This is a genomic window from Polyangium sp. 6x1, from assembly GCF_029946515.1.
Taxonomy (GTDB): Bacteria; Myxococcota_A; Polyangia; order Polyangiales; family Polyangiaceae; genus Polyangium.
Window position 1 is genome coordinate 23,489 of record NZ_JARZHH010000088.1, and the last position, 17,653, is coordinate 41,141.

At 68.3% G+C, this 17,653-nt stretch carries 13 protein-coding genes and 1 pseudogene; 4 read left to right on the forward strand and 10 right to left on the reverse strand.

The features are described 5' to 3' along the window. Positions 1–378 precede the first annotated feature (378 nt). Entirely contained in the window at positions 379–957 is a 579-nt protein-coding gene (locus QHF85_RS44025) for a hypothetical protein (RefSeq protein ID WP_281333487.1), read from the reverse strand. Between the two features lie 291 nt (positions 958–1,248). On the opposite strand from QHF85_RS44025, the gene QHF85_RS44030 reads away from it, so the two are divergent. Then, on the forward strand, positions 1,249–3,102 hold the full coding sequence (locus QHF85_RS44030) for a hypothetical protein (RefSeq protein WP_281333488.1): 1,854 nt from the start codon (positions 1,249–1,251) through the stop codon (positions 3,100–3,102). 100 nt (positions 3,103–3,202) lie between these two features. On the opposite strand, the gene QHF85_RS44035 is transcribed toward QHF85_RS44030, so the two are convergent. From QHF85_RS44035 to QHF85_RS44045, 3 genes are read right to left on the reverse strand one after another with little or no spacing between them, the layout of a single operon-like run. After that, positions 3,203–3,778, reverse strand: coding sequence for a GNAT family N-acetyltransferase (locus QHF85_RS44035; protein WP_281333489.1), 576 nt, complete (start codon positions 3,776–3,778; stop codon positions 3,203–3,205). After that, complete coding sequence (locus tag QHF85_RS44040; RefSeq protein ID WP_281333490.1) at positions 3,754–4,218, reverse strand: hypothetical protein; 465 nt, start codon at positions 4,216–4,218, stop codon at positions 3,754–3,756. Before QHF85_RS44040 ends, QHF85_RS44035 begins: the two co-directional genes overlap by 25 nt. Positions 4,219–4,272: 54 nt before the next feature. Then, on the reverse strand, positions 4,273–4,869 hold the full coding sequence (locus QHF85_RS44045) for a hypothetical protein (RefSeq protein ID WP_281333491.1): 597 nt from the start codon (positions 4,867–4,869) through the stop codon (positions 4,273–4,275). Between the two features lie 332 nt (positions 4,870–5,201). Between QHF85_RS44045 and QHF85_RS44050 the strand changes: the two genes are divergently transcribed. After that, positions 5,202–5,636, forward strand: coding sequence for an acyltransferase (locus tag QHF85_RS44050; RefSeq protein ID WP_281333492.1), 435 nt, complete (start codon positions 5,202–5,204; stop codon positions 5,634–5,636). Between the two features lie 65 nt (positions 5,637–5,701). Beyond that, a complete protein-coding gene (locus QHF85_RS44055) occupies positions 5,702–6,070 on the forward strand; it encodes a hypothetical protein (protein WP_281333493.1) in 369 nt (122 codons plus the stop codon). A 121-nt stretch (positions 6,071–6,191) separates the two neighbouring features. On the opposite strand, the gene QHF85_RS44060 is transcribed toward QHF85_RS44055, so the two are convergent. The 6 genes from QHF85_RS44060 to QHF85_RS44085 form a co-directional block, all read right to left on the reverse strand. Next, positions 6,192–7,691, reverse strand: a complete 1,500-nt coding sequence (locus tag QHF85_RS44060; protein ID WP_281333494.1) for a L,D-transpeptidase — start codon at positions 7,689–7,691, stop codon at positions 6,192–6,194. Between the two features lie 117 nt (positions 7,692–7,808). Further along, positions 7,809–8,972, reverse strand: coding sequence for a hypothetical protein (locus tag QHF85_RS44065; protein WP_281333495.1), 1,164 nt, complete (start codon positions 8,970–8,972; stop codon positions 7,809–7,811). Positions 8,973–9,000: 28 nt separating this feature from the next. Further along, the gene (locus tag QHF85_RS44070) at positions 9,001–12,210 is read right to left on the reverse strand and encodes a hypothetical protein (RefSeq protein WP_281333496.1); all 3,210 of its coding nucleotides are present in this window, start codon (positions 12,208–12,210) and stop codon (positions 9,001–9,003) included. 84 nt (positions 12,211–12,294) lie between these two features. Then, positions 12,295–14,856, reverse strand: a complete 2,562-nt coding sequence (locus QHF85_RS44075) for a hypothetical protein (RefSeq protein WP_281333497.1) — start codon at positions 14,854–14,856, stop codon at positions 12,295–12,297. Positions 14,857–14,883: 27 nt separating this feature from the next. After that, complete coding sequence (locus QHF85_RS44080; protein WP_281333498.1) at positions 14,884–16,299, reverse strand: hypothetical protein; 1,416 nt, start codon at positions 16,297–16,299, stop codon at positions 14,884–14,886. 99 nt (positions 16,300–16,398) lie between these two features. Next, positions 16,399–17,448: a hypothetical protein gene (locus QHF85_RS44085; protein WP_281333499.1), complete on the reverse strand. Its 1,050-nt coding sequence runs from the start codon at positions 17,446–17,448 to the stop codon at positions 16,399–16,401. On the opposite strand from QHF85_RS44085, the pseudogene QHF85_RS44090 reads away from it, so the two are divergent. Then, a pseudogene (locus QHF85_RS44090) lies at positions 17,441–17,653 on the forward strand (RNA polymerase subunit sigma-24); the annotation flags it as partial. The gene QHF85_RS44085 and the pseudogene QHF85_RS44090 sit on opposite strands and share 8 nt — an antisense overlap.

A 17,653-nucleotide genomic window follows, 5' to 3' on the forward strand; every position in this document is an offset into this window, starting at 1 on the left:
CATGCGGGTCAGTGCTCCGAAACGGAGCGGCGAGGTGCTCCAAAACGGAGCGCTGGGTGCTCCAAAACGGAGCGGCGAGGCCCCAAAGCCAGGTCCGGGCCGTCGGAGTGCGTCATGGGGAGGCCCCAAAGCCAGGTCCCGGCCGTCGGAGTGCGTCATGGGGAGGCCCCAAAGCCAGGTCCCGGCCGTCGGAGTGCGTCATGGGGAGGCCCCATAGCCAGGTCCCGCCGGTCGGAGGGCGTCATGGGGGGGCCCCAAAGCGGACCTACCGGTGCGCGACCGGAATCAGGGGGGTTCCCCTCGTCGTCACGACGTGGGCGTGGGCGCGCGGATTCGCTCGACGGGTCGCATGCGGCCAGGATGCCTGGCTCGCCTCGCTCAAGTCTCCTGACGGAGCGTGAAAAACCCCACAGCGGGGCCCTTGTTGCGATACGCCACGGTGAGCAAGATCCGATGCGCCCCGTCGTCCGCGCAAAGGTTGATGCTGTACATGGTCCCCAGGCTCGCGAGCTTCTTGCTCACCTCATCAAGGACCACCTTCTCTTCCTCCACGACATACTCGCGCCATTCGTCGATGAGATGCTTTCCGAGGCCCGAGATCAGCGCGAAACCAGGGAGCTTCCCCTGCCCTTCGCCCTCGCCGAGGACCTCGACCTTCGGGTTGTCGAACCCACCCACCCTGAAGCGCGCCGTGGGGGCGATCCCGATCGCCTCGTAAAACGCCGGCGTACCGGGCTCGGGACCCTCGAGCACGCACGGGAAATACCCGATATCAATGTCGCTCGAATGAACGAGATCCGCGAGCAGGTCCGCGATCTCCTTGGCGAGCCGCGTGTCCTCGTCGTCTGTCCAGGCGCGGGGGGCGAGATACTTGTCGATGGACGCGACCAGCGCGGCATTTTGGTCCTGGATGCTGGCGCGGAGCGCATCGTCGATTGAAAGAGTGAGCTTCGACATGGGCGCACGCCCTTACGCCAAGCCCACAGGTCATGCAAGAACATCCGACGCGTGGTCGGTTTTGATTCCCTTGCACCCGTGGACTGTCGCCACCCGCATTGCGCCGGTGCGTCCCGGAGTGCCCGAACCGCTCCTCGTGCCGCGGTCGAGGAAGCGAAGCCGGAGAGCTTCACGGTCGCGCTATCGCGAGCAGGCTGGTGCGCGCTGCGGGCACTTCCGTGATCGCGCCCGAGGGGAGGCAACACGAAGGAAGGTGTGGGATCTCCGTGGGGGATGTAGCATCATCGCAGGATGACTCCGGCGCTCGTGCAAGGCAAAAGCCCCGTCGCTCTCCGGCGCTTCGTGTTCCTCTCCCTGCTCGCGCTCGGCGCTTGCGGCACGGGCCACGCGCTCGCCGAGTCCACCCCTGCTTTCCGTGCAAACGTTGCCGCGCAAGAGGTGCAGCGGGGCGTCTCGCTCGTCTTGACGGTCGACGATACCGACCTCGCCGTCGGCGATGAGCTCCGCTTTCACCTCGCGTTCCGCAACGCCTCGGGGGACGCGGCTGTGGTCGTCCCGCCCCTCGACGGCTCCTGGGACGGCATGCGGCAGCCTGCCTATGAGCTCGTCTTCGCGGATGCCAAAGGCCAGCCGCTGCCGCACGCGCTGGGCTTCGCGACGGGCGCGCGGTGTGGCCTCACGAATCCGATCGGGCCGAAGGATCGACGCGCCCTCGGCGCGCATGGCAAGGTCGAGATCGAGGACGCGCATGCCTGGGCGCCTGCGTTCCGCGTCCTCGATCACGCCCGGCCCGGCGTGGTGTCGCTGCGCGTGCGCTACCGGGCGGACGGCCTGCCCGGGGCCACGCCGCTCGCGCTCGTCTCGAACCCTGTCGAGCTCACGATTCGCGGCGGCAATGAGGCGCTCTGGGCTTGCCGCAATGCGCAGGCCGAGCGGGCCAGGCAGCACGTGTATGCGGAAAACACGCCCTCTCGGCTCGTCGCACGCGACGACGGCTACGTCCTCGTCTATCGACGGAGCGAGACGCACGTGCGGCCTGAAAAGACGAGCACCATCGGGGCCGTATTCGCCCAGCAGCTCGGGCCTCGCGGCGAGCCGGTCGGGGCGCCCGTCGAGATCGCGCGGAGCGATGAAGATTGGCTGGGGCTCGTCGAGACGCTCGACGTTCCGGGCGGGCTGCTCGTGGCCTTCACGACGGCCCGCGGCGAGCAGGACCGCGACGTTCGTCTGGTCTACGTGGACACGAGCCACGGAGCGCCGAAGCCGGGGTCGATCAAGACGATTTCGACGGAGCCCGGGCGGCCCTTTTTTCTCGCGCTGGCGCGCGCCGGAGCCCGCGCGGGTATCGTCTGGCAAAGCCGTGTGGGCGGGGACGAGGTCTTGAGGTTCAGGCCGCTCGGGCTGAATGGCGAGCCCACGGGGGGCGCGGTATCGATTTCGTCGAGCGCCGGTCTCGCGGGCGGAGAGATGTTCGTCGAGCCCGCCTCCGGCGATTACTTGCTGGCCTGGCACCAAGGTGGCTCCGAGCTTCGGCTCCAGCGCCTTTCTGCCGAGGGTACGCCTCTGGGGAGCGCCGGCACGGTCAAGCTCGCGGACACGGGGACGCTCGTCGCGCTCGGGACGCTTGGCGACCGGGTGGGCATCGTGGTTGCCGATAACGGCGTGAATCATGCAATCCCGCGGGATACCATGGGCCTGCACGCGATCGAGCTTTCGGGAGCCGACTTCCGCCTGCTCTCCGACACGCCGGCCAGTCCTTGGGACGAGCAGACGGCGCGCTTTGGCGCCGCGGCGTGGGTGGACAGCCGGCTCGCGCGTGTGTGGAGCGAGAATCGAAGATTGGTCTTTGCGTCGGAGCCTGGAGCGCAGGCGCCGCAGGTCCTCCTGAGCCAAGCGGCCGGCGGGACGCACGGACTCTGGGCGACAGCGGACAAGAGCCGGATCCTCGCCACCTGGACCGATTCCCGCGACGACGATCAGCGCCAATGCGCTCCATCGGGCAATTGCGTGAGCGAGGTATACGTGGCCGTCCTCGATCCGACGGGCAAGGTGCTCGTTCCGCCGGCGCGCGCCACGAAGACAGCGGTTCCGAGGCCGGTCGCGCTTCACCAGGCAAACTGGGCCGACTTCTGCGCGAGAAAATGACGGGCGCGCCCGGTCCGTTTGACCGATGTGCAAGCTCGGCGAGAGCATCGAGCGGTTCTTGAACCGATCGATGTTCTAGGTTGCCTGTTTGCACAGAGATTCAAGCGCGAGTGCTCGAGAGGGACCTCACGAAGAGGATACCGGAGCAGCGGCACGGGATACCACAGACGGGGCACGGGCGGCCGCCCAGGTTGCGGATGCGGTGGTCTTCGCCCGGTTGCTCGGCGATGGCCTGGAAGCCGAGCTTCTCCAGCCCCGGCTGGCTGGGGTTCGGGCCGCCCGAGACCCACGAAGCAGCGACGGCCAAATCGCATCCGCCCTCGATGAGCCAAGCCATGAGCTCATGGGCCACGCGTTGGCCGATGCCCTTCGCGCGGAGGCCAGACGCCACAGCCATGGAGTCCAAGAGGCCTACGCGGTGGCGCCGGAGTCGTGCCAGCGCCTCCTCGCCAAAAGACGCGAAGAGTCGAAGGTCGTCGCCCAACCGCACGGCCATCCCTACGCACACGATGTGCGCGTCGAGCCGGGCACTGAGGATCAGCCGAGCGGGCTCCTGGATCAGTCGCGCGAGGCGCTCCTCCGGGTATCCCGAACCGAACGCCTCGTGCAGAACACGAGAGGCCTCATGCAGCGCTCCCGGGTCCGTATCCTTCAGGGGTCTGATGTCCAGGTCCATGCTGCATGGTAACACGGTCGGGAGCTGCCCAATGCGCGGGTTTGCTGCGGGCGATTGCCATGTGCCGGCTCGTCCCGTTCAGGTCGAACGAAACCGCCACCGCACCAGAGATCAAAGTCGAATTCTTCCGGGCGGAGCATCAGCCGTTCCGATCGGGCCACCCATGCCAGTACGCTCGCCGAGCCCTGAGCCCTCCCCGCCTGAAGCAGGTCGTCAATGGTATTCCGACAGTCGCTGCTGTAGTCCGTGCGAACGGCATCGCCGACGATCAGGTAGAGAATCCTCAGAAAGTAGTCGGCCTTGGGGCAGGCGACATCCCCAGCGAATTCGACATACGATCGCTGGGGTATCGTGGCCAAGAGGAGGTCGAAGTCTTGCTGTGGCTCGACGGCAACAGGGTCATAGGCCCATTCCCGCAGCCCCTGGTCGTCCGGGTTCATTCGGTGTCCCTTGATCCGGCTGTTTTTCTAGCGCGAGGTCGTGCTGCGGAGCCTTCACCAGTCGACGATCATCGGAAGGCGTGCCTCCATTGCATCACGGAGCGCTTCGGAGAACGTTTCTCTTGCATTTTGCGCGTCCGCCCCCCAAGTGTTCGAGGACAATTCCTGGAGCGAGCGCTGCATCGAACCCGTGATCCGGTCGAATGGGCTCGACATCGCGAAGATCTCGTCGAACTCGCAAGGAAGGAACAAGGTCGCCGTGACATGAGGCGTCGCGGGTCGCTGACGCTTCAAGAATCCGAACAATGATGGCCGCACCTTCTTGCTTGCTGCCTGTTCGACGAGCGCTTGATACGAGGTGGGGTCCACGCGATGAAATCGAGGTTCGACGTTCGATTGCTCGTCCCACAGCTGGCAGGCGACGTTGGGGGGCAGCGCCCTTAGATCCTCCTGCAGGATGGTCTGAATCGCAGCACGGCGCTGAGGTGCACTGGCGCCGCCGAACGGCTCTCCCGCGGGGTAGTCCTTGCGGCCATCGGGGCCGAAAATGGAGTAGGGGACGCCCTGGTCCCAAGCGAGCCTCATGGTAGGGGTGATGAAGTCGCCACTGATGTAGCGGCTCAGCGGCATGATCATGAAGTCGATAGCCATCCGGAAGGGAGCCTCCTACACGCGTCCGTAAGCCGCATCAAACGAGACCTCCTGCCCGACGACCCGTTCGCCGGGACCCGGGTCCCGAACGGGCTCCCCTACGTCCCTCCTTGCACGTGCGCTTGACTTTGCCCCGCACGTGCGCATGCGCACCCGCTCCCGCTCCGCTTCCGCTCCCTGACGAAAGATCGTCCCTGGCACACATCCGTCGGGCACGTTCGGGACTCACCTGCCTCTTGCGGTCCCTTGGTGTTTCGTCCAAACATCGTTCGGCGAACGGACGCCAAAAAAGTTCGCCAGGTCCGAGCGACCGGGATACTTCCAGGTACAACATGAACCACACGCGCTACATCACCGCCCTCTGCGCTGCCGTGCTGCCCTTCGCTCTGGTCCTCGTGGCCAATGGCTGCGGCAACAAGGAAGAAGAAACCCCGCCGCCCGTGCCGTCGGCCGCCCCGGCGCCGACGCCGGCCCCGACGCCGACGCCCCTCGTCGTCGAGGAGGACGCGGGCTCGGACGCCTCGGACGCCGGCGAGGACGCGGACGCGGGCAAGAAGGTCGTGGGCACGGGCGACTCGACGGGCATCCGCGCCTGCTGCGCGGCTCTCCGGCAGAACGCGAACTCGGCGCCGCTCGATCAGAAGGGCTCGTACCTGGCCGCCGCTGGCATGTGTGACGGCCTCGTCAACTCGCCCGAGGGTCGGCAGGCGCTCACCGCGGTCCGCAACATGCTGAAGGGCGCCGGCGCCCCCGCTGCTTGTAAGTGAGACTCCCTCGCGTCCCGAGCGCTGCGGGCCGCCGTTCGGCGGAGGCGAGTGGGCGCGCACGTCGCGTGGCCCTCGCCGCGGCGCTCGGGTTCGCCGCCGCCTCGCTCGGCGCGCGGGATGCAGGTGCGCTCGAGCCCCCGCCGAGCCCTGGTCGCACGAAGATCACCTCCGGCATCGCCTTGATGGTGAGCGGCGCGGTCGTCACCGGCCTCGGCGCGGGCATCTACGTCGCGAACGAAAACGCTGATCGCGCTGCGTGTGTCCCTTGCGCGAAGTCGTCGTGGATCTTTCCGACCGTGCTCATGGGGATCGGCGGCGCCATGTTCGTCGCGGGCATCCCCGTGTTCGTCCTCGGACAGGTCGAACGTTCCCGCGAGCCTGCGGCCGTCGTCTCCCTCGGCCCGTTTGGCGCGTCGGCGCGTTTTACGTTCTAGCAGGTGGTCGAGAAACGCAGCGAGCGCCCTGGAGCTAGGAAGGAGGACGCAGGAATACTTCAGTATTCCGAGGACGACGACCGACGATCCAGGGCGCGCAGCAAGTTTATCGACCGCCTGCTCAACCCCCGTGGGTCCATACGAGGGTGCCGCCTTCGAGGTTGACGGCGCCGTGCCATTCGGGGGGGACGACGGGGTCGGTCCAGTCGAAGAGCCATTTCGCGTCGGCCGGCGCGAGGTTCACGCAGCCGTGGCTGCGCGGCTTGCCGAACTCGTCATGCCAGTAGGCGCCGTGCAGCGCGTAGCCCTCGTGGAAGTACTGGATGTAGGGCACGTCGCGTAGATCGAACGAGTCCGAGCCTTCCTCGCCGTCCATCGTCCCGGAGACGTGCTTCGCGTGCACGTAGAACACGCCGCGGATCGTGGCCGTCGTCTTCTCGGGATCACTCATCCCGCCGCGCCCCGTGGACACGAGCGTCGCGAACACCGGCCGCGTCCCCTCGTACGCCACGAGGAACTGCTTCTTGATCGACACGTCGATCCACTTCTTGCCCGCGCGCGCGTGCCCGACCGGATCCTCGCGCGGCGTCGCGATCAGCATCGTCTCGGCGGGCAGCCAGAAGCCCTCGGTCGTCTCCCAGAGCCCGCGCTCGCCGCCCTTCGTGTTGCCCGTCAGGATCCAGCCCGAGCGCCACGGCGCGATCCCGCCCTCGCGCATCCGGCCGTCCGCGCCGGGGACGAGCTTCGTCGCGCCGTGGCTGACGACGATCGCGGGCACGCCCGGTTTGTCCGCGACCACGCCATGGTGCGCGCTGATCTTCGCGGGCTTCGTGCGATCGAGCGGGATCAGGTCGAGCTCGGTCGTGAGGCCGAACTTGCGCTCTGTCCATTCGAAGGCCGTGATGAGCCCGAAGGCCGACTCCTCCTTCGCGCGGCCGGCGTGCACCGTGTAGCGGAGCGGCTCGACGGCGCCGTACGGCTTCGGCAGATCGCGGCCCTCGGCGAGGAACGTGGGCACGGTGTCGAGCGGGACGCTCGGCGTGATCGCGAGGCGGACGTGCTCGCGCACGGTGGGCCCTTCGACGCGGCGCTGGTCCTTGTCGGTCGGCAGGCGGAAGTAGAGATGGGGCGCGGGCGAGCGCGACATCACGTAGGCGTAGGGCAACGTGGCGGCGCGGTCGGGCCCTCGCAGGGCGGCTTGCACGACCTGGTGATCGACCGCGAGCGTCGCGCCCTTGCCGACGCAGACGTAGCCGCGCGGCACGATCCGGTACCAGCCGCCCTCGCAGTTCTTGGTGCCGGCGGACGCCTCGGCGCGGTCGACGACGGCGCCGGCGCGCAGGTAGCCGAGCTTCGTCGAGCGGTCGTTCGGCGCGACGTAGATCCAGGTCCGCATCGCGATGCTGCCGATCTTGGCGCCGCGGCCCGGCTCGCTCTCCTCCTCGGCGCGTTTGTCGGCGGCGAGCGTGTCCGCGGGCTTCTCGGGTCGCTTCAGCGTCGCGCCTGCGGGGGCCCGATCGAGGACGCGCCCCGGCGGATCCTCGACGTTGCCGCAGCCCGGGAGGACGAGCAGCAGGGCGAGGAGCGCAGGCCTTCGGGAGGGACGCGCGCGCGGGGACATCGGGGAGGCTCGGCGCTGCTTAGGACGAACGCGCGCCTTGGGCAACGTCTTGGCGAGGGGACTGCTTGGGACGGTGGGTCAGATCACGGAGAGACGAACGACCGGACGGGGGTGCGTTCAGTTGCAGATGCCATTGATGCACTCATTGATACAGTCGTTGTTGCCGTTACACTTCTTGCCCGCCGGACAGTCGAGACAAGGTCCGCCGCAATCGACGTCGGTCTCGCCGCCGTTCTGGACCGTGTCACTGCAGGAAGCCGCGGCGCATTTGCCGCCGGTGCAAACGCCATTGGTACAATCCGCCGCAACGTTGCACGTGGCGTCCGTCGCACACTTCTGCGCGCACTTGCCCCCGCAATCCTTGTCCCCTTCGGTGCCGTTCTTGACGTTGTCAAAGCAGTCCACGCAAACGCCGTTGTCGCACTCCCCCTCGCAGTCGTAGGTCACGAGGCATTTCTGGCCGCGCACGCACCGGTTGAAGCATTCGCCGCCGCAGTCCACGTCCGTCTCGACGCCGTTCTGCGCGCCGTCCTCGCAGCTGAAACAAACGTTGGCCGTCGTGTCGCACGTGTGCCACGGGGGCCCCCCCCCGCAATCGACCGTCTGCGTGCATCCGAAGCAACTGCCGGCGCCATCGCACTTGCCCATCCCCGTCGGGTTGTCCGCGGTGGGACAAAGGGTCCGCGCGGGGGCGGCCGCATGCGTGGTCATCCCTCCCACGCAGGTGTCCACCGTGCACCCATTGCCATCGCTCTGCGGATCGGTCGGGTCGAGAACCTCCTCCGTGCCGCCCATCCCGTTGCATTGCACGCTCCTGCAGTCACCGGCTACCTCGTCCGCGACCTTCGTCCCCTTGGGCGCATTGATCGACTTGCAGATCCCCGATTCGCATTGCCATTGCTGACATGCGGTACCGGCGCCGCAATCAACCTTGACGGTGCACGAGCAATGGCCCGAGCCGTCGCAGGTCGAGCCCATCCCGCACGCTTCCCCGGCCGCCTTGTTCTCGTGCTTCGGCAAGGCGTTTTCGCAGGTATCCGTGGTGCAACCGTTCCCGTCGTCGGGCACGTCGTCGTCGTCCGCGACCTCGCGGAGCGCGCCGTCGACACACGCGATCTTCACGCAATCGCCGCTGCTCGCGTCCGTCTCGTCTGCCGGCTGGCACGCCGTGCCGCCGTCCGGGCTGGGTGTTTCGCTCCCCGTCTCGAGCTCCAAACATCCCCCGGCCCAAACGACCAGCGCCGTCAAGACCAGCCCCCCCACACGACGTCTCGTTGCCATCACGCACCTCGCCCGGAATCGACCTCGCTCATGGCACACACAGGTTGAGCGCGCAGCTCTTCGACAGGCACTCCTCGTCGGCGTTGCACGCGTGGCCCGTGTCGCCGAGGCATACCCCAGCTCCGTCGCAGACCTCGAAGTCCGCTGCGACGCACGTCCCGTCGGTCGTGCCCTTGGGGACCGGCATGCATTCGCCCTCCATGCCGCCGAGACCGCACGAGAAGCAATCATCGGCGCAGGCCATGTTGCAGCAGAAGCCGTCCGCGCAATGACCGCTCGCGCAGTCCGCGCCGTTCATGCACGCATCGCCGATGTCGCCGATGCACATGCCCGCGCCGTCGCACGTGCCCGGCATCGTGCACTCCATGTCCGGATCGGTGCCCAGCGCGATCGGCCCGCAGACGCCGTCGAATCCGCTGCCCTTCTTCGCCGCCGAGCACGCCTCGCAGGTGCCCGCGCACGCCGTGTCGCAGCAAAGGCTGTCCACGCAATGCCCGCTCATGCAATCCGTGTCGTCGCCGCAGGCCGCTGCGTTCTCTTTCTTGCAAGCGCCCGCGCCGTCGCAGGTTTCGTCCGCCCCGGCGCACGTGACCGGATCGTCCTGCCCATTCGCGACGAACGCGCAGACGCCCGGCGTGGCCGCGAGGTCGCACGCCATGCACGTGCCCGCGCACGCCGTGTCGCAGCAGACGCCGTCCGCGCAATGCCCGCCCATGCACTCCGCGTCGCCGCCGCAGGCCGCCGCATTCTCCTTCTTGCAAGCGCCCGCGCCGTCGCAGGATTGGCTTGCCCCCGCGCACGTGGCCGCGTCGTCCTGCCCCGCGGGCACGTTCGTGCACTCGCCCGGCGAGCCCGGGAGGTTGCACGTCTGGCACGTGCCGTCGCACGCCGTGGCGCAACAAACGCCGTCCACGCAATGGCCGCTCAAGCAGGACCCATTGCTCACGCAGCCCACGCTGTTGGCGTTGGCACAGGCCATCGCGCCATTACAAGCGCTTTCAAAGGGGCACTCCCCGTCTGGGTTGCCGCCCAGCGGGATCGGGCTGCAGACGCCGTTCACGCCGCCCGTCTTCGCCGCCGAGCACGCCTCGCACATGCCCACGCAGACCGTGTCGCAGCAAACGCCGTCCGCGCAGAACCCGCTCAGACATTCGGCAGTCCCGGCGCACGCCTCGCCCGCCACCTTCTTGCAAATGCCCGCGCCGTCACAGGACTGGTTCGCCCCGGCGCACGTCCCCGTGTCGTCCTGCCCATTCGCGACGAACGAGCAGACGCCGACCGACCCCGCGAGGTTGCAGGCCTTGCACGTGTCCGCGCAATCCGTGTTGCAGCAGACGCCGTCGACGCAATGCCCGCTCAGGCAATCGCCGGAGGCCCCGCAGACGCCGCCGTCCTTCGCCTTGCAGGCGCCGGTCGCGTCGCAGGACCGCGTCCCGGCGCACGCGTTCGCGGGATTCGTGTCCTCCGCGGAGACGAGCGGCGCGCACGCGCCGACGCTTCCCATGAGGTTGCAGGCGAAACACGCGGCATCGCAGGCGCTGTTGCAGCAGACGCCGTCCACGCAGAATCCGCTGACGCAATCACCTGCGCCCGCGCACGCCTGGCCGCTGTCTTTCTTGCACGTGCCCGCGCCGTCGCAGGCGTTCGTGCCCGTGCAGGTCGGCGCGTCCTCGGTCGCGACGGGCACGTTCGTGCACGTGCCGACGCTGCCTGCGACGTTGCACGCCTTGCAGGTGTCGCTGCAGGCCGCGTCGCAGCAGACGCCGTCCACGCAATGGCCGCTCAAGCACTCGACGGCCCCGCCGCACCCCTGCGCGGGGCCCTTCTTGCACACGCCCGCGCCGTTGCACACCGTGCCGCCGTTCTGGTCGCACGCGGCGTTGACGGGCCGGTTCGGGTTCGACGGCACGCCGGCCGCGCTGCACACGTCGTCGGTGCACTCGTTGCCGTCGACGGGTTTGTCGGTCGTGTCGGGCGACGTGACGATGGTGCCCTGGCCGTCGCACTCGACGACCTTGCAATCGAGCGCCGTCTGGCCGCTCGGGAGATCGGTGCCCCCGGGCGTGTAGCTCCACCCGCACTGGTGGTCGACGCACGTGCGGACCTTGCAGAAATCGTCGGTGCCGTCGCATTGCGCGGCCTCGTTGCAGCCGACGCACGTCCCGGTCCCGTCGCAGTAGAGCCCGGCGCCGCAGACCGTGTTGACCGCCTCGTTCGGGAACGACGGCGTGCCGTTCGTGCAGACGTTCTGCGTGCAGGCGTTGTCGTCGTTCGGCAGGTCGGCGTCGTCGACGATCTCCTTCGTCGCGCCCGCGCCGTCGCACACGACCCGCATGCAATCGCCGGCCGTCTGGCTGGAGAACGTGGTGCCGTCCGGCGCGAACGACTGCCCGCAGACGTGGTTATCGCACGTGCGCTTCTGGCAGACGTCGTCCGGCGGCAGGAGGACGCAATCGTCGGGCTCGTTGCACGCGACGCAGCCCGACGCGCCGTCGCAGATCTCGGGTTTGCCCGGCTCGCACGGCTCGCCCGCGGTCACCGGCGGGTTCGTCGGCGCGCCCATCGTGCACACGTCGAGCGTGCACGCGTTCATGTCGACGGGGATGTCCGTGTCGTCGGCGACGGCCGTGTCCTCGCCCGCGACGCAGATGTGCTGCGAGCAATCGCCGGGCATGAGCACGTACCCCGGCGTCGGCAATCCGTCGAGGTTCGTGAACATGCAGATGCCCGCGCTCGCATTGCAGGCGTCCTCGGTGCAGGGATTGCCGTCGTCACACGGGTTCTCTGGGCCGCACTCGACCGAGCACGCCCCTCCCTGACACGTCCCCTGCGCGGTGCCGAAGGTACAGCTCGCCCCGTTCTGCACCGGGGCGTGGACCTGTGCGCCCATCGCGCACGAATCGTTCGTGCAGCTCTCGCCGTCGTCCTCGATGTCGGCGTCGTCGTTCGTCGCGGTGAAGACGCCGGCCACGCAATCGATCCGCTGGCAATCCCCGGCGGTCTGTCCCGGCATCGGCCCGTCCTCGACCGGCACGAGGACACACGTCCCGTCGTTGCCGCAGACGTCGACCGTACACGGGTTCTGGTCGTCGCAGTTCTCGTTGACGAGGCAGGCCTTCGTGTCCTCGAGCGGTAGGGACCCGTTGGTCTCGAGGCCACACGAGGCGAGCTGGGAGACGACGGCGGCGGAGAGGAGCGTGGTGAGGAGGACGGAAAAGCGACGAGGACGGTTGGGCATCTTCTTTTACATCTACGGAATCAATCGTCGAACGAGAATGCCGCCGCCACGCCGCGTGGCGGCGGCACGATTCTCACGAGACGTCTACTGGCACTTGTTCGGGCCGTTGTTGCAGTCGCCGCTGGCGCACTGGCTGTTGCTCGAGCAGGTCTCGCCATTGTCGAGCTTGCACGCGCCCATGCCGTCGCAGCTCTTGTTGCCGTTGCACGCATTCGCGGGGTTGGTGTCCTCCGAGAGCTGCGCGACTTCGACGCAATTGCCGAGGTCGCCGGCCTTGTTGCACTGGAAGCACGTCGCCCCGCACGCGCTCTCGCAGCAGACGCCGTCCACGCAGAAGCCGCTCGTGCACTCGCCGGCCGCGCCGCACGTGGCGCCGTCGTCCTTCTTGCAGGCGCCCATGCCGTCGCAGGACTGCATGCTGGCGTCGCACGTCATGGTGTCGGTGTTCCCCGGAGGCACGAAGGAGCAGGTGCCGACGTTGCCCATCACGTTGCACGCCTTGCACGTCTCGTTGCAGGCCGTGTCGCAGCAGACGCCGTCAGCGCAGTTGCCGGTCAGGCATTGCGGGCCATTCATGCACGCCTTGCCGCCGTCCGTCTTGCAGGCGCCCGTGCCGTCGCAGGACTGATCCCCCGCGCAAGCGCCGTCATCCTGCCCCGAGGGCACGTTCGTGCACGTCCCGAGGCTCCCCGAGACGTTGCACGCCTTGCACCCGCCGGTGCAATCCGTGCTGCAGCAGATCGAATCGACGCAGAAGCCGCTGACGCAATCGTTCGCGCCGCCGCACCCCTGCCCCGTGGCCTTCTTGCAGGTGCCCATGCCGTCGCACTGGCTCGCGCCCGTGCACGCGGGGGCCGAGTCCGTCTGCCCGGCAGGGATGTTCACGCATTGGCCGAGGTTGCCCGCGATGTTGCACGCCTTGCACGCGGTCCCGCACGAGCTGACGCAGCACACGCCGTCGACGCAGTTCCCCGACAGGCACTCGCCACTGTTGCCGCAGCTTACGCCGAGCTCCTTCTTGCACACGCCGCCGCCGTCGCAGCTGTTGTTCACGCCGGTGCACGACGGCGAGTCATCCTGCCCCGTGGGCACGTTCGTGCACGTCCCGAGGCTGCCCGCCACGTTGCAAGCTTGGCACCCGTTCGTGCAGGCATTGTTGCAGCAGATCGCGTCGGCGCAGATGTTCCCCGCGCACTCGCCATTGGCGCCGCAGTTCTTGCCGTTCGACTTCTTGCACTGGCCGTTGCCGTTGCAGATGTCGCCGCCGTTCACGTTGCAGGTGAAGCCGAACGCCTCGTTCGGGTACGAATTGTTCCCCTGCGCGGTGCACTGGTTCTTCGTGCACGGGTTGCCGTCGTCGCCGAAGTCGTTCGTATCGGGCCGGATCACGAAATTGCCGGCGCCGTCGCAGACCTGGACCTTGCAATCCATCGCGGTCTGCCCGCTCGGCGTCACCGTGCCGTCGCCCTTGTACGAGAACCCGCAGACGCCGCTGTTGCACGTGCGCGTCTTGCAGAAATCGTCCGTGCCGGGGCACTGGCTCGCGGTGTTGCACCCGACGCATTGCCCCATCGAGTTGCACACGTTCGAGCCGCCGCAGTTCGTGTTCGCCGCGGCGTTGTCGTAGTCGGGAGCGCCGCCCGTGCAGAAATCGATCGTGCAGGGGTTGCCGTCGTTCGGGACGTCGGTGTTGTCGTTGATGGGCTCGACGCCGCCGTCGACCCCGTTGCACACCACCCGCTTGCAATCCCCCGGCGCCTGCGAGGCCGCGCCCGCGGTGGTCTCGTTGCCGAGATAATCGGAGACGCACTTGTTCTCGACACAGGCCCGCTTCGTGCAATCCGTCTCGACGATGCCGGTGCAGTGCTCCGGCTGCGTGCATTCGACGCACGCCCCGTTGCCGTCGCAGACCTCGGGCTGACCCGGCTCGCAGAACGTGCCGGCGTTGGTGTTCGGGTTCGACGCGGTGCCGAGCGTGCAGACGTTGTCCGTGCAGGGATTCACGTCGACGGGCACGTCCGTGTCGTCGATGACGTCCGTGTCCTTGCCGTTCACGCAGAGCTTCTGCTTGCAATCCCCCGGCTTCTGCGTGGCGCCCGGGGTGGGCTGGCCGTCGAGGTTCGTGAAGACGCAGGTGCTCGTGGCGAAGTTGCAGAAATCGTCCGTGCAGGAGTTGCCGTCGTCGCACGGGTTCTGCGCGTCGCACGAGATCTGGCAGACCCCCATCTGGCACGTGCCGCTCTCGTCGCCGCGCTGGCAATTGCCGCCGTCGGGCGTGTCCGTGTTGCTCGGCGTGCCGTTCGTGCACGCATCGGCGGTGCAGGGCTCGTTGTCGTCGGGGATGTCCGCGTTGTCGGTGACGGTGACTTCCTGGCCTGCCGCGCAATCGATCCGCTGGCAATCGCCGACGGTCTGCGCCGGGTTCGGACCGTCGGCGATCGGCGTGTAGACGCAGATCTTCTCGTCGCTGCACGTGTCGATGGTGCAGGAGCTATTGTCGTTGCAGTTGGCGGCGGACTCGCAGGGCTCCGTGGTCTGCGTGGGCTTCGAGCCCTCGGTGTCGAGCGCGCAGGACGAGGCCTGCACGAGGGCGGAAGCCACGAAGGCCGTGGCGAGAAGGGCGGATAAAATGCGGGGGCGGGGCATGGCGCGTTTCCCTCGGAACAGCTTTCGTCAGTTACAAATGCCGTTGATGCAGTCGTTGAGGCAATCGTTGTTGCCGTTGCACTTCTTGCCCGCCGGGCAGTCGTTACAAGGTCCGCCGCAATCGACGTCGGTCTCGCCGCCGTTCTGGACCGAGTCGCTGCAGGAAGCCGCGGCGCACTTGCCGCCGGTGCAGACGCCGTTGGCACAGTCCGCCGCGACGTTGCACGTGGCGTCCGTCGCGCACTTCTGCGCGCAATTACCCCCGCAATCCTTGTCGCCTTCGGTGCCGTTCTTGGCGTTGTCGAAGCAGTCCACGCAGACGTTGTTGTCGCACTCCCCGTCGCAGTCGCCGGAGACGAGGCACTTCTGGTCGCGCACGCATCGATCGATGCATTCGCCGCCGCAGTCCACGTCCGTCTCGCTGCCGTTCTGCGTGTCGTCGCTGCAACTGAAGCAGACGTTGACCTTCGTGTCGCACGTGTGCCAATTGGGCCCACCGCCGCAATCGGCGGTCTGCGTGCATCCGAGGCAAACGTCGGCGCCGTCGCACTTGCCCATCCCCGTCGGGTTGTCCTGCGTCGCGCAGGCCGTGGACACCGGGAGCGGCGGGTTGATCGGCGACACGTCGTTGCACTGATCGGCGGTGCAAACCTTGCCGTCGTCGAAGGGGTCCGTCGCGTCCGCGATCGTCGTGACGAGCCCGTTCTGGCAGACCTTGACCTTGCAGTCGCCGCTCGCCTGATCACTCTGGGGCAGCGGCATCCCTTCATTGAGCGGCGTCGAGACGCATTGCTTGTTCGTGCACGCCCAGTCGCTGCAGAAATCGTCGACGGGGCAATCCGTGTCGCTCCCGCAGCCGATGCAGACGCCCATGTCGTTGCACGTGCCGTTCGACCCGCACGGCGCGCCGTTCGCCGGCGTGTGGCTCTCCTTGCCGTTCGCGCAGGCGTCGACCGTGCACGGATTCATGTCGTCGGGGGTCGTGTCGTTGTTCGTCGCGAACATGCAGACCTTGCCGACGCACGAGTCACTCGTGCACGCGTTCTTGTCGTTGCATTCCTTCGAATCCGTACACGGGATCTCGCATTGCCCGGACACACACTGGCCCATGCCGTCGCCGAGCTTGCACATCGTCCCGTTCACCGCAGCATGCTGGGGCGCGCCGTCCGAGCAGGTGTCCTGCGTGCAGGGATTCGCGTCGTCCGGCACCTCCATGTCGGCCGCCACGGAGACGAACTTCCCGCTCTGGCATTCCTTGCGAACGCAATCGTCCGGCGTGGTGGGGTCGGTTTGCCCCGCCGTGCACTCGTTCGAAGGGCTCGAGCCTTGCTGGTCGAGGCAACCGGGCGCGGACGCGACCATCACGGACGCGACCGCGAAGATCGACGCCAAGCCGAACGAGCGAACCTTGCTCCTGCGGAGGGAAGTCGCGGACATCGTCATGAAGAGCTCCAAGGTAAGGCGCCGAGGCGGGACGCCGTCGCCAGTTTCGCCGATTTCGAGCCGCATGGGCGCAAAAAATCGGCGGGCCTGGGCCTGTGCTCAAGGACGCCGCAAGACCGTCACGACACGCGCCGACGTCGCCGCCACGAACGCGAGACGACCCCTGGGAGCGACAGATACCACGTGGGATCCCTCCCCCGTTTGCAGCGTCGAAACGATACGCAGCGGCTCGCCCCCGAGCACGACTGTGGTTGCGCCCTTGCCGCGCGGCCCGCCGCCGAGCGCGACGAGGATCGTCCGGCCCTCCGGCGAAAGCGCGGCCGAAGAAGGAACACCCCCGAGCGCGACCGTGGCGAGGACTTCGCGATGTTCGAGAGATACGAGCGTCCCCTCCCCCGCAGCGCCAATCACCACGGCGCGATCCCCGGGCCAGGGGAATGCCGCGAGGGGCTGCGGCCCTGCAGGCGCGAGGCGCGGCTCGGCCCCCATGGAAAAGCCCACGACCTTCGCCGTCGCCCGATCGAAGAGCAAGGCACGCTCGGAGGAAGCCGCCCGCGGCGCCGTCGAGGCGCGTGGTTCGAGGAGCGAGGACCACGCAGCCCGTGCGCCCCCAAGGGGTTTCGTCGCAGGATCGAGCACGACCACGGATCCCGACTCGGTCGGCACACGCCCGTCGAGCAGCACGAGGAGGCGATCGCCGCCCGCAGAAGGCAGGGGCGAGATGCCGCGGATCGGGGTCGGGAAGAGGATCTCGCCGTCCGGCGCGAGCTCGGGCCCCGCGAGGCGGACGAGCCGGCCTCCCTGGGAGCTCGCGACGAGAAAGACAGGCGGATCGCCGCTCGCCACGACGTCGAGGGCGCCCTTCACGTCGACCTTCTTCAGGTAGGCCGCAGGCGCCGCGCCCGAGAGCCACGACGCCGTGTTCACGAGCGGCAGGCCCGTGGAGACACCGAGCACGGCGAGCCGGCCCGACGGGAGCCGCCGGAGGGCCGCGCCCTTGCCCGGGAGCCGCGCGCGGGCCTTCTCCGCGCCGGAATCGAGGGCGTGCGCCCGGAGCGTGCCGTCCTCGCAGAGGACGAAGAGCATCGCCTCGTCGTCCGCGACGGCGACGTCGACGGGCGGAGCGTCGAGGCGAATCGTGGTGGCCACGGCAAACGCCGCGGGCGCCTCGGACGACGGCGGGGGCGTCTCCGCGGCCGGGGCGGCCGAAGCCGAGGACGCGGCGCTCGCGGAGGTCGTGGGGGGCAACGCCGCGGCCGAGGCGGGGCGCGCAGGCGGAGGCACCGTGGCGGGGGCGCGCGGGCCGCCGAGGCGGCCTTGCGAGGCGAGGACGGCCGCGCCGCCGGCGAGCATG

Coding starts and splice junctions, on each gene's coding strand:
- QHF85_RS44070 (WP_281333496.1), bottom strand. CDS start 12,210: ATGCCCAACCGTCCTCGTCGCTTTTCCGTCCTCCTCACCACGCTCCTC.
- QHF85_RS44035 (WP_281333489.1), bottom strand. CDS start 3,778: ATGGACCTGGACATCAGACCCCTGAAGGATACGGACCCGGGAGCGCTG.
- QHF85_RS44065 (WP_281333495.1), bottom strand. CDS start 8,972: ATGGCAACGAGACGTCGTGTGGGGGGGCTGGTCTTGACGGCGCTGGTC.
- QHF85_RS44040 (WP_281333490.1), bottom strand. CDS start 4,218: ATGAACCCGGACGACCAGGGGCTGCGGGAATGGGCCTATGACCCTGTT.
- QHF85_RS44045 (WP_281333491.1), bottom strand. CDS start 4,869: ATGGCTATCGACTTCATGATCATGCCGCTGAGCCGCTACATCAGTGGC.
- QHF85_RS44080 (WP_281333498.1), bottom strand. CDS start 16,299: ATGACGATGTCCGCGACTTCCCTCCGCAGGAGCAAGGTTCGCTCGTTC.
- QHF85_RS44025 (WP_281333487.1), bottom strand. CDS start 957: ATGTCGAAGCTCACTCTTTCAATCGACGATGCGCTCCGCGCCAGCATC.
- QHF85_RS44030 (WP_281333488.1), top strand. CDS start 1,249: ATGACTCCGGCGCTCGTGCAAGGCAAAAGCCCCGTCGCTCTCCGGCGC.
- QHF85_RS44060 (WP_281333494.1), bottom strand. CDS start 7,691: ATGTCCCCGCGCGCGCGTCCCTCCCGAAGGCCTGCGCTCCTCGCCCTG.
- QHF85_RS44050 (WP_281333492.1), top strand. CDS start 5,202: ATGAACCACACGCGCTACATCACCGCCCTCTGCGCTGCCGTGCTGCCC.
- QHF85_RS44075 (WP_281333497.1), bottom strand. CDS start 14,856: ATGCCCCGCCCCCGCATTTTATCCGCCCTTCTCGCCACGGCCTTCGTG.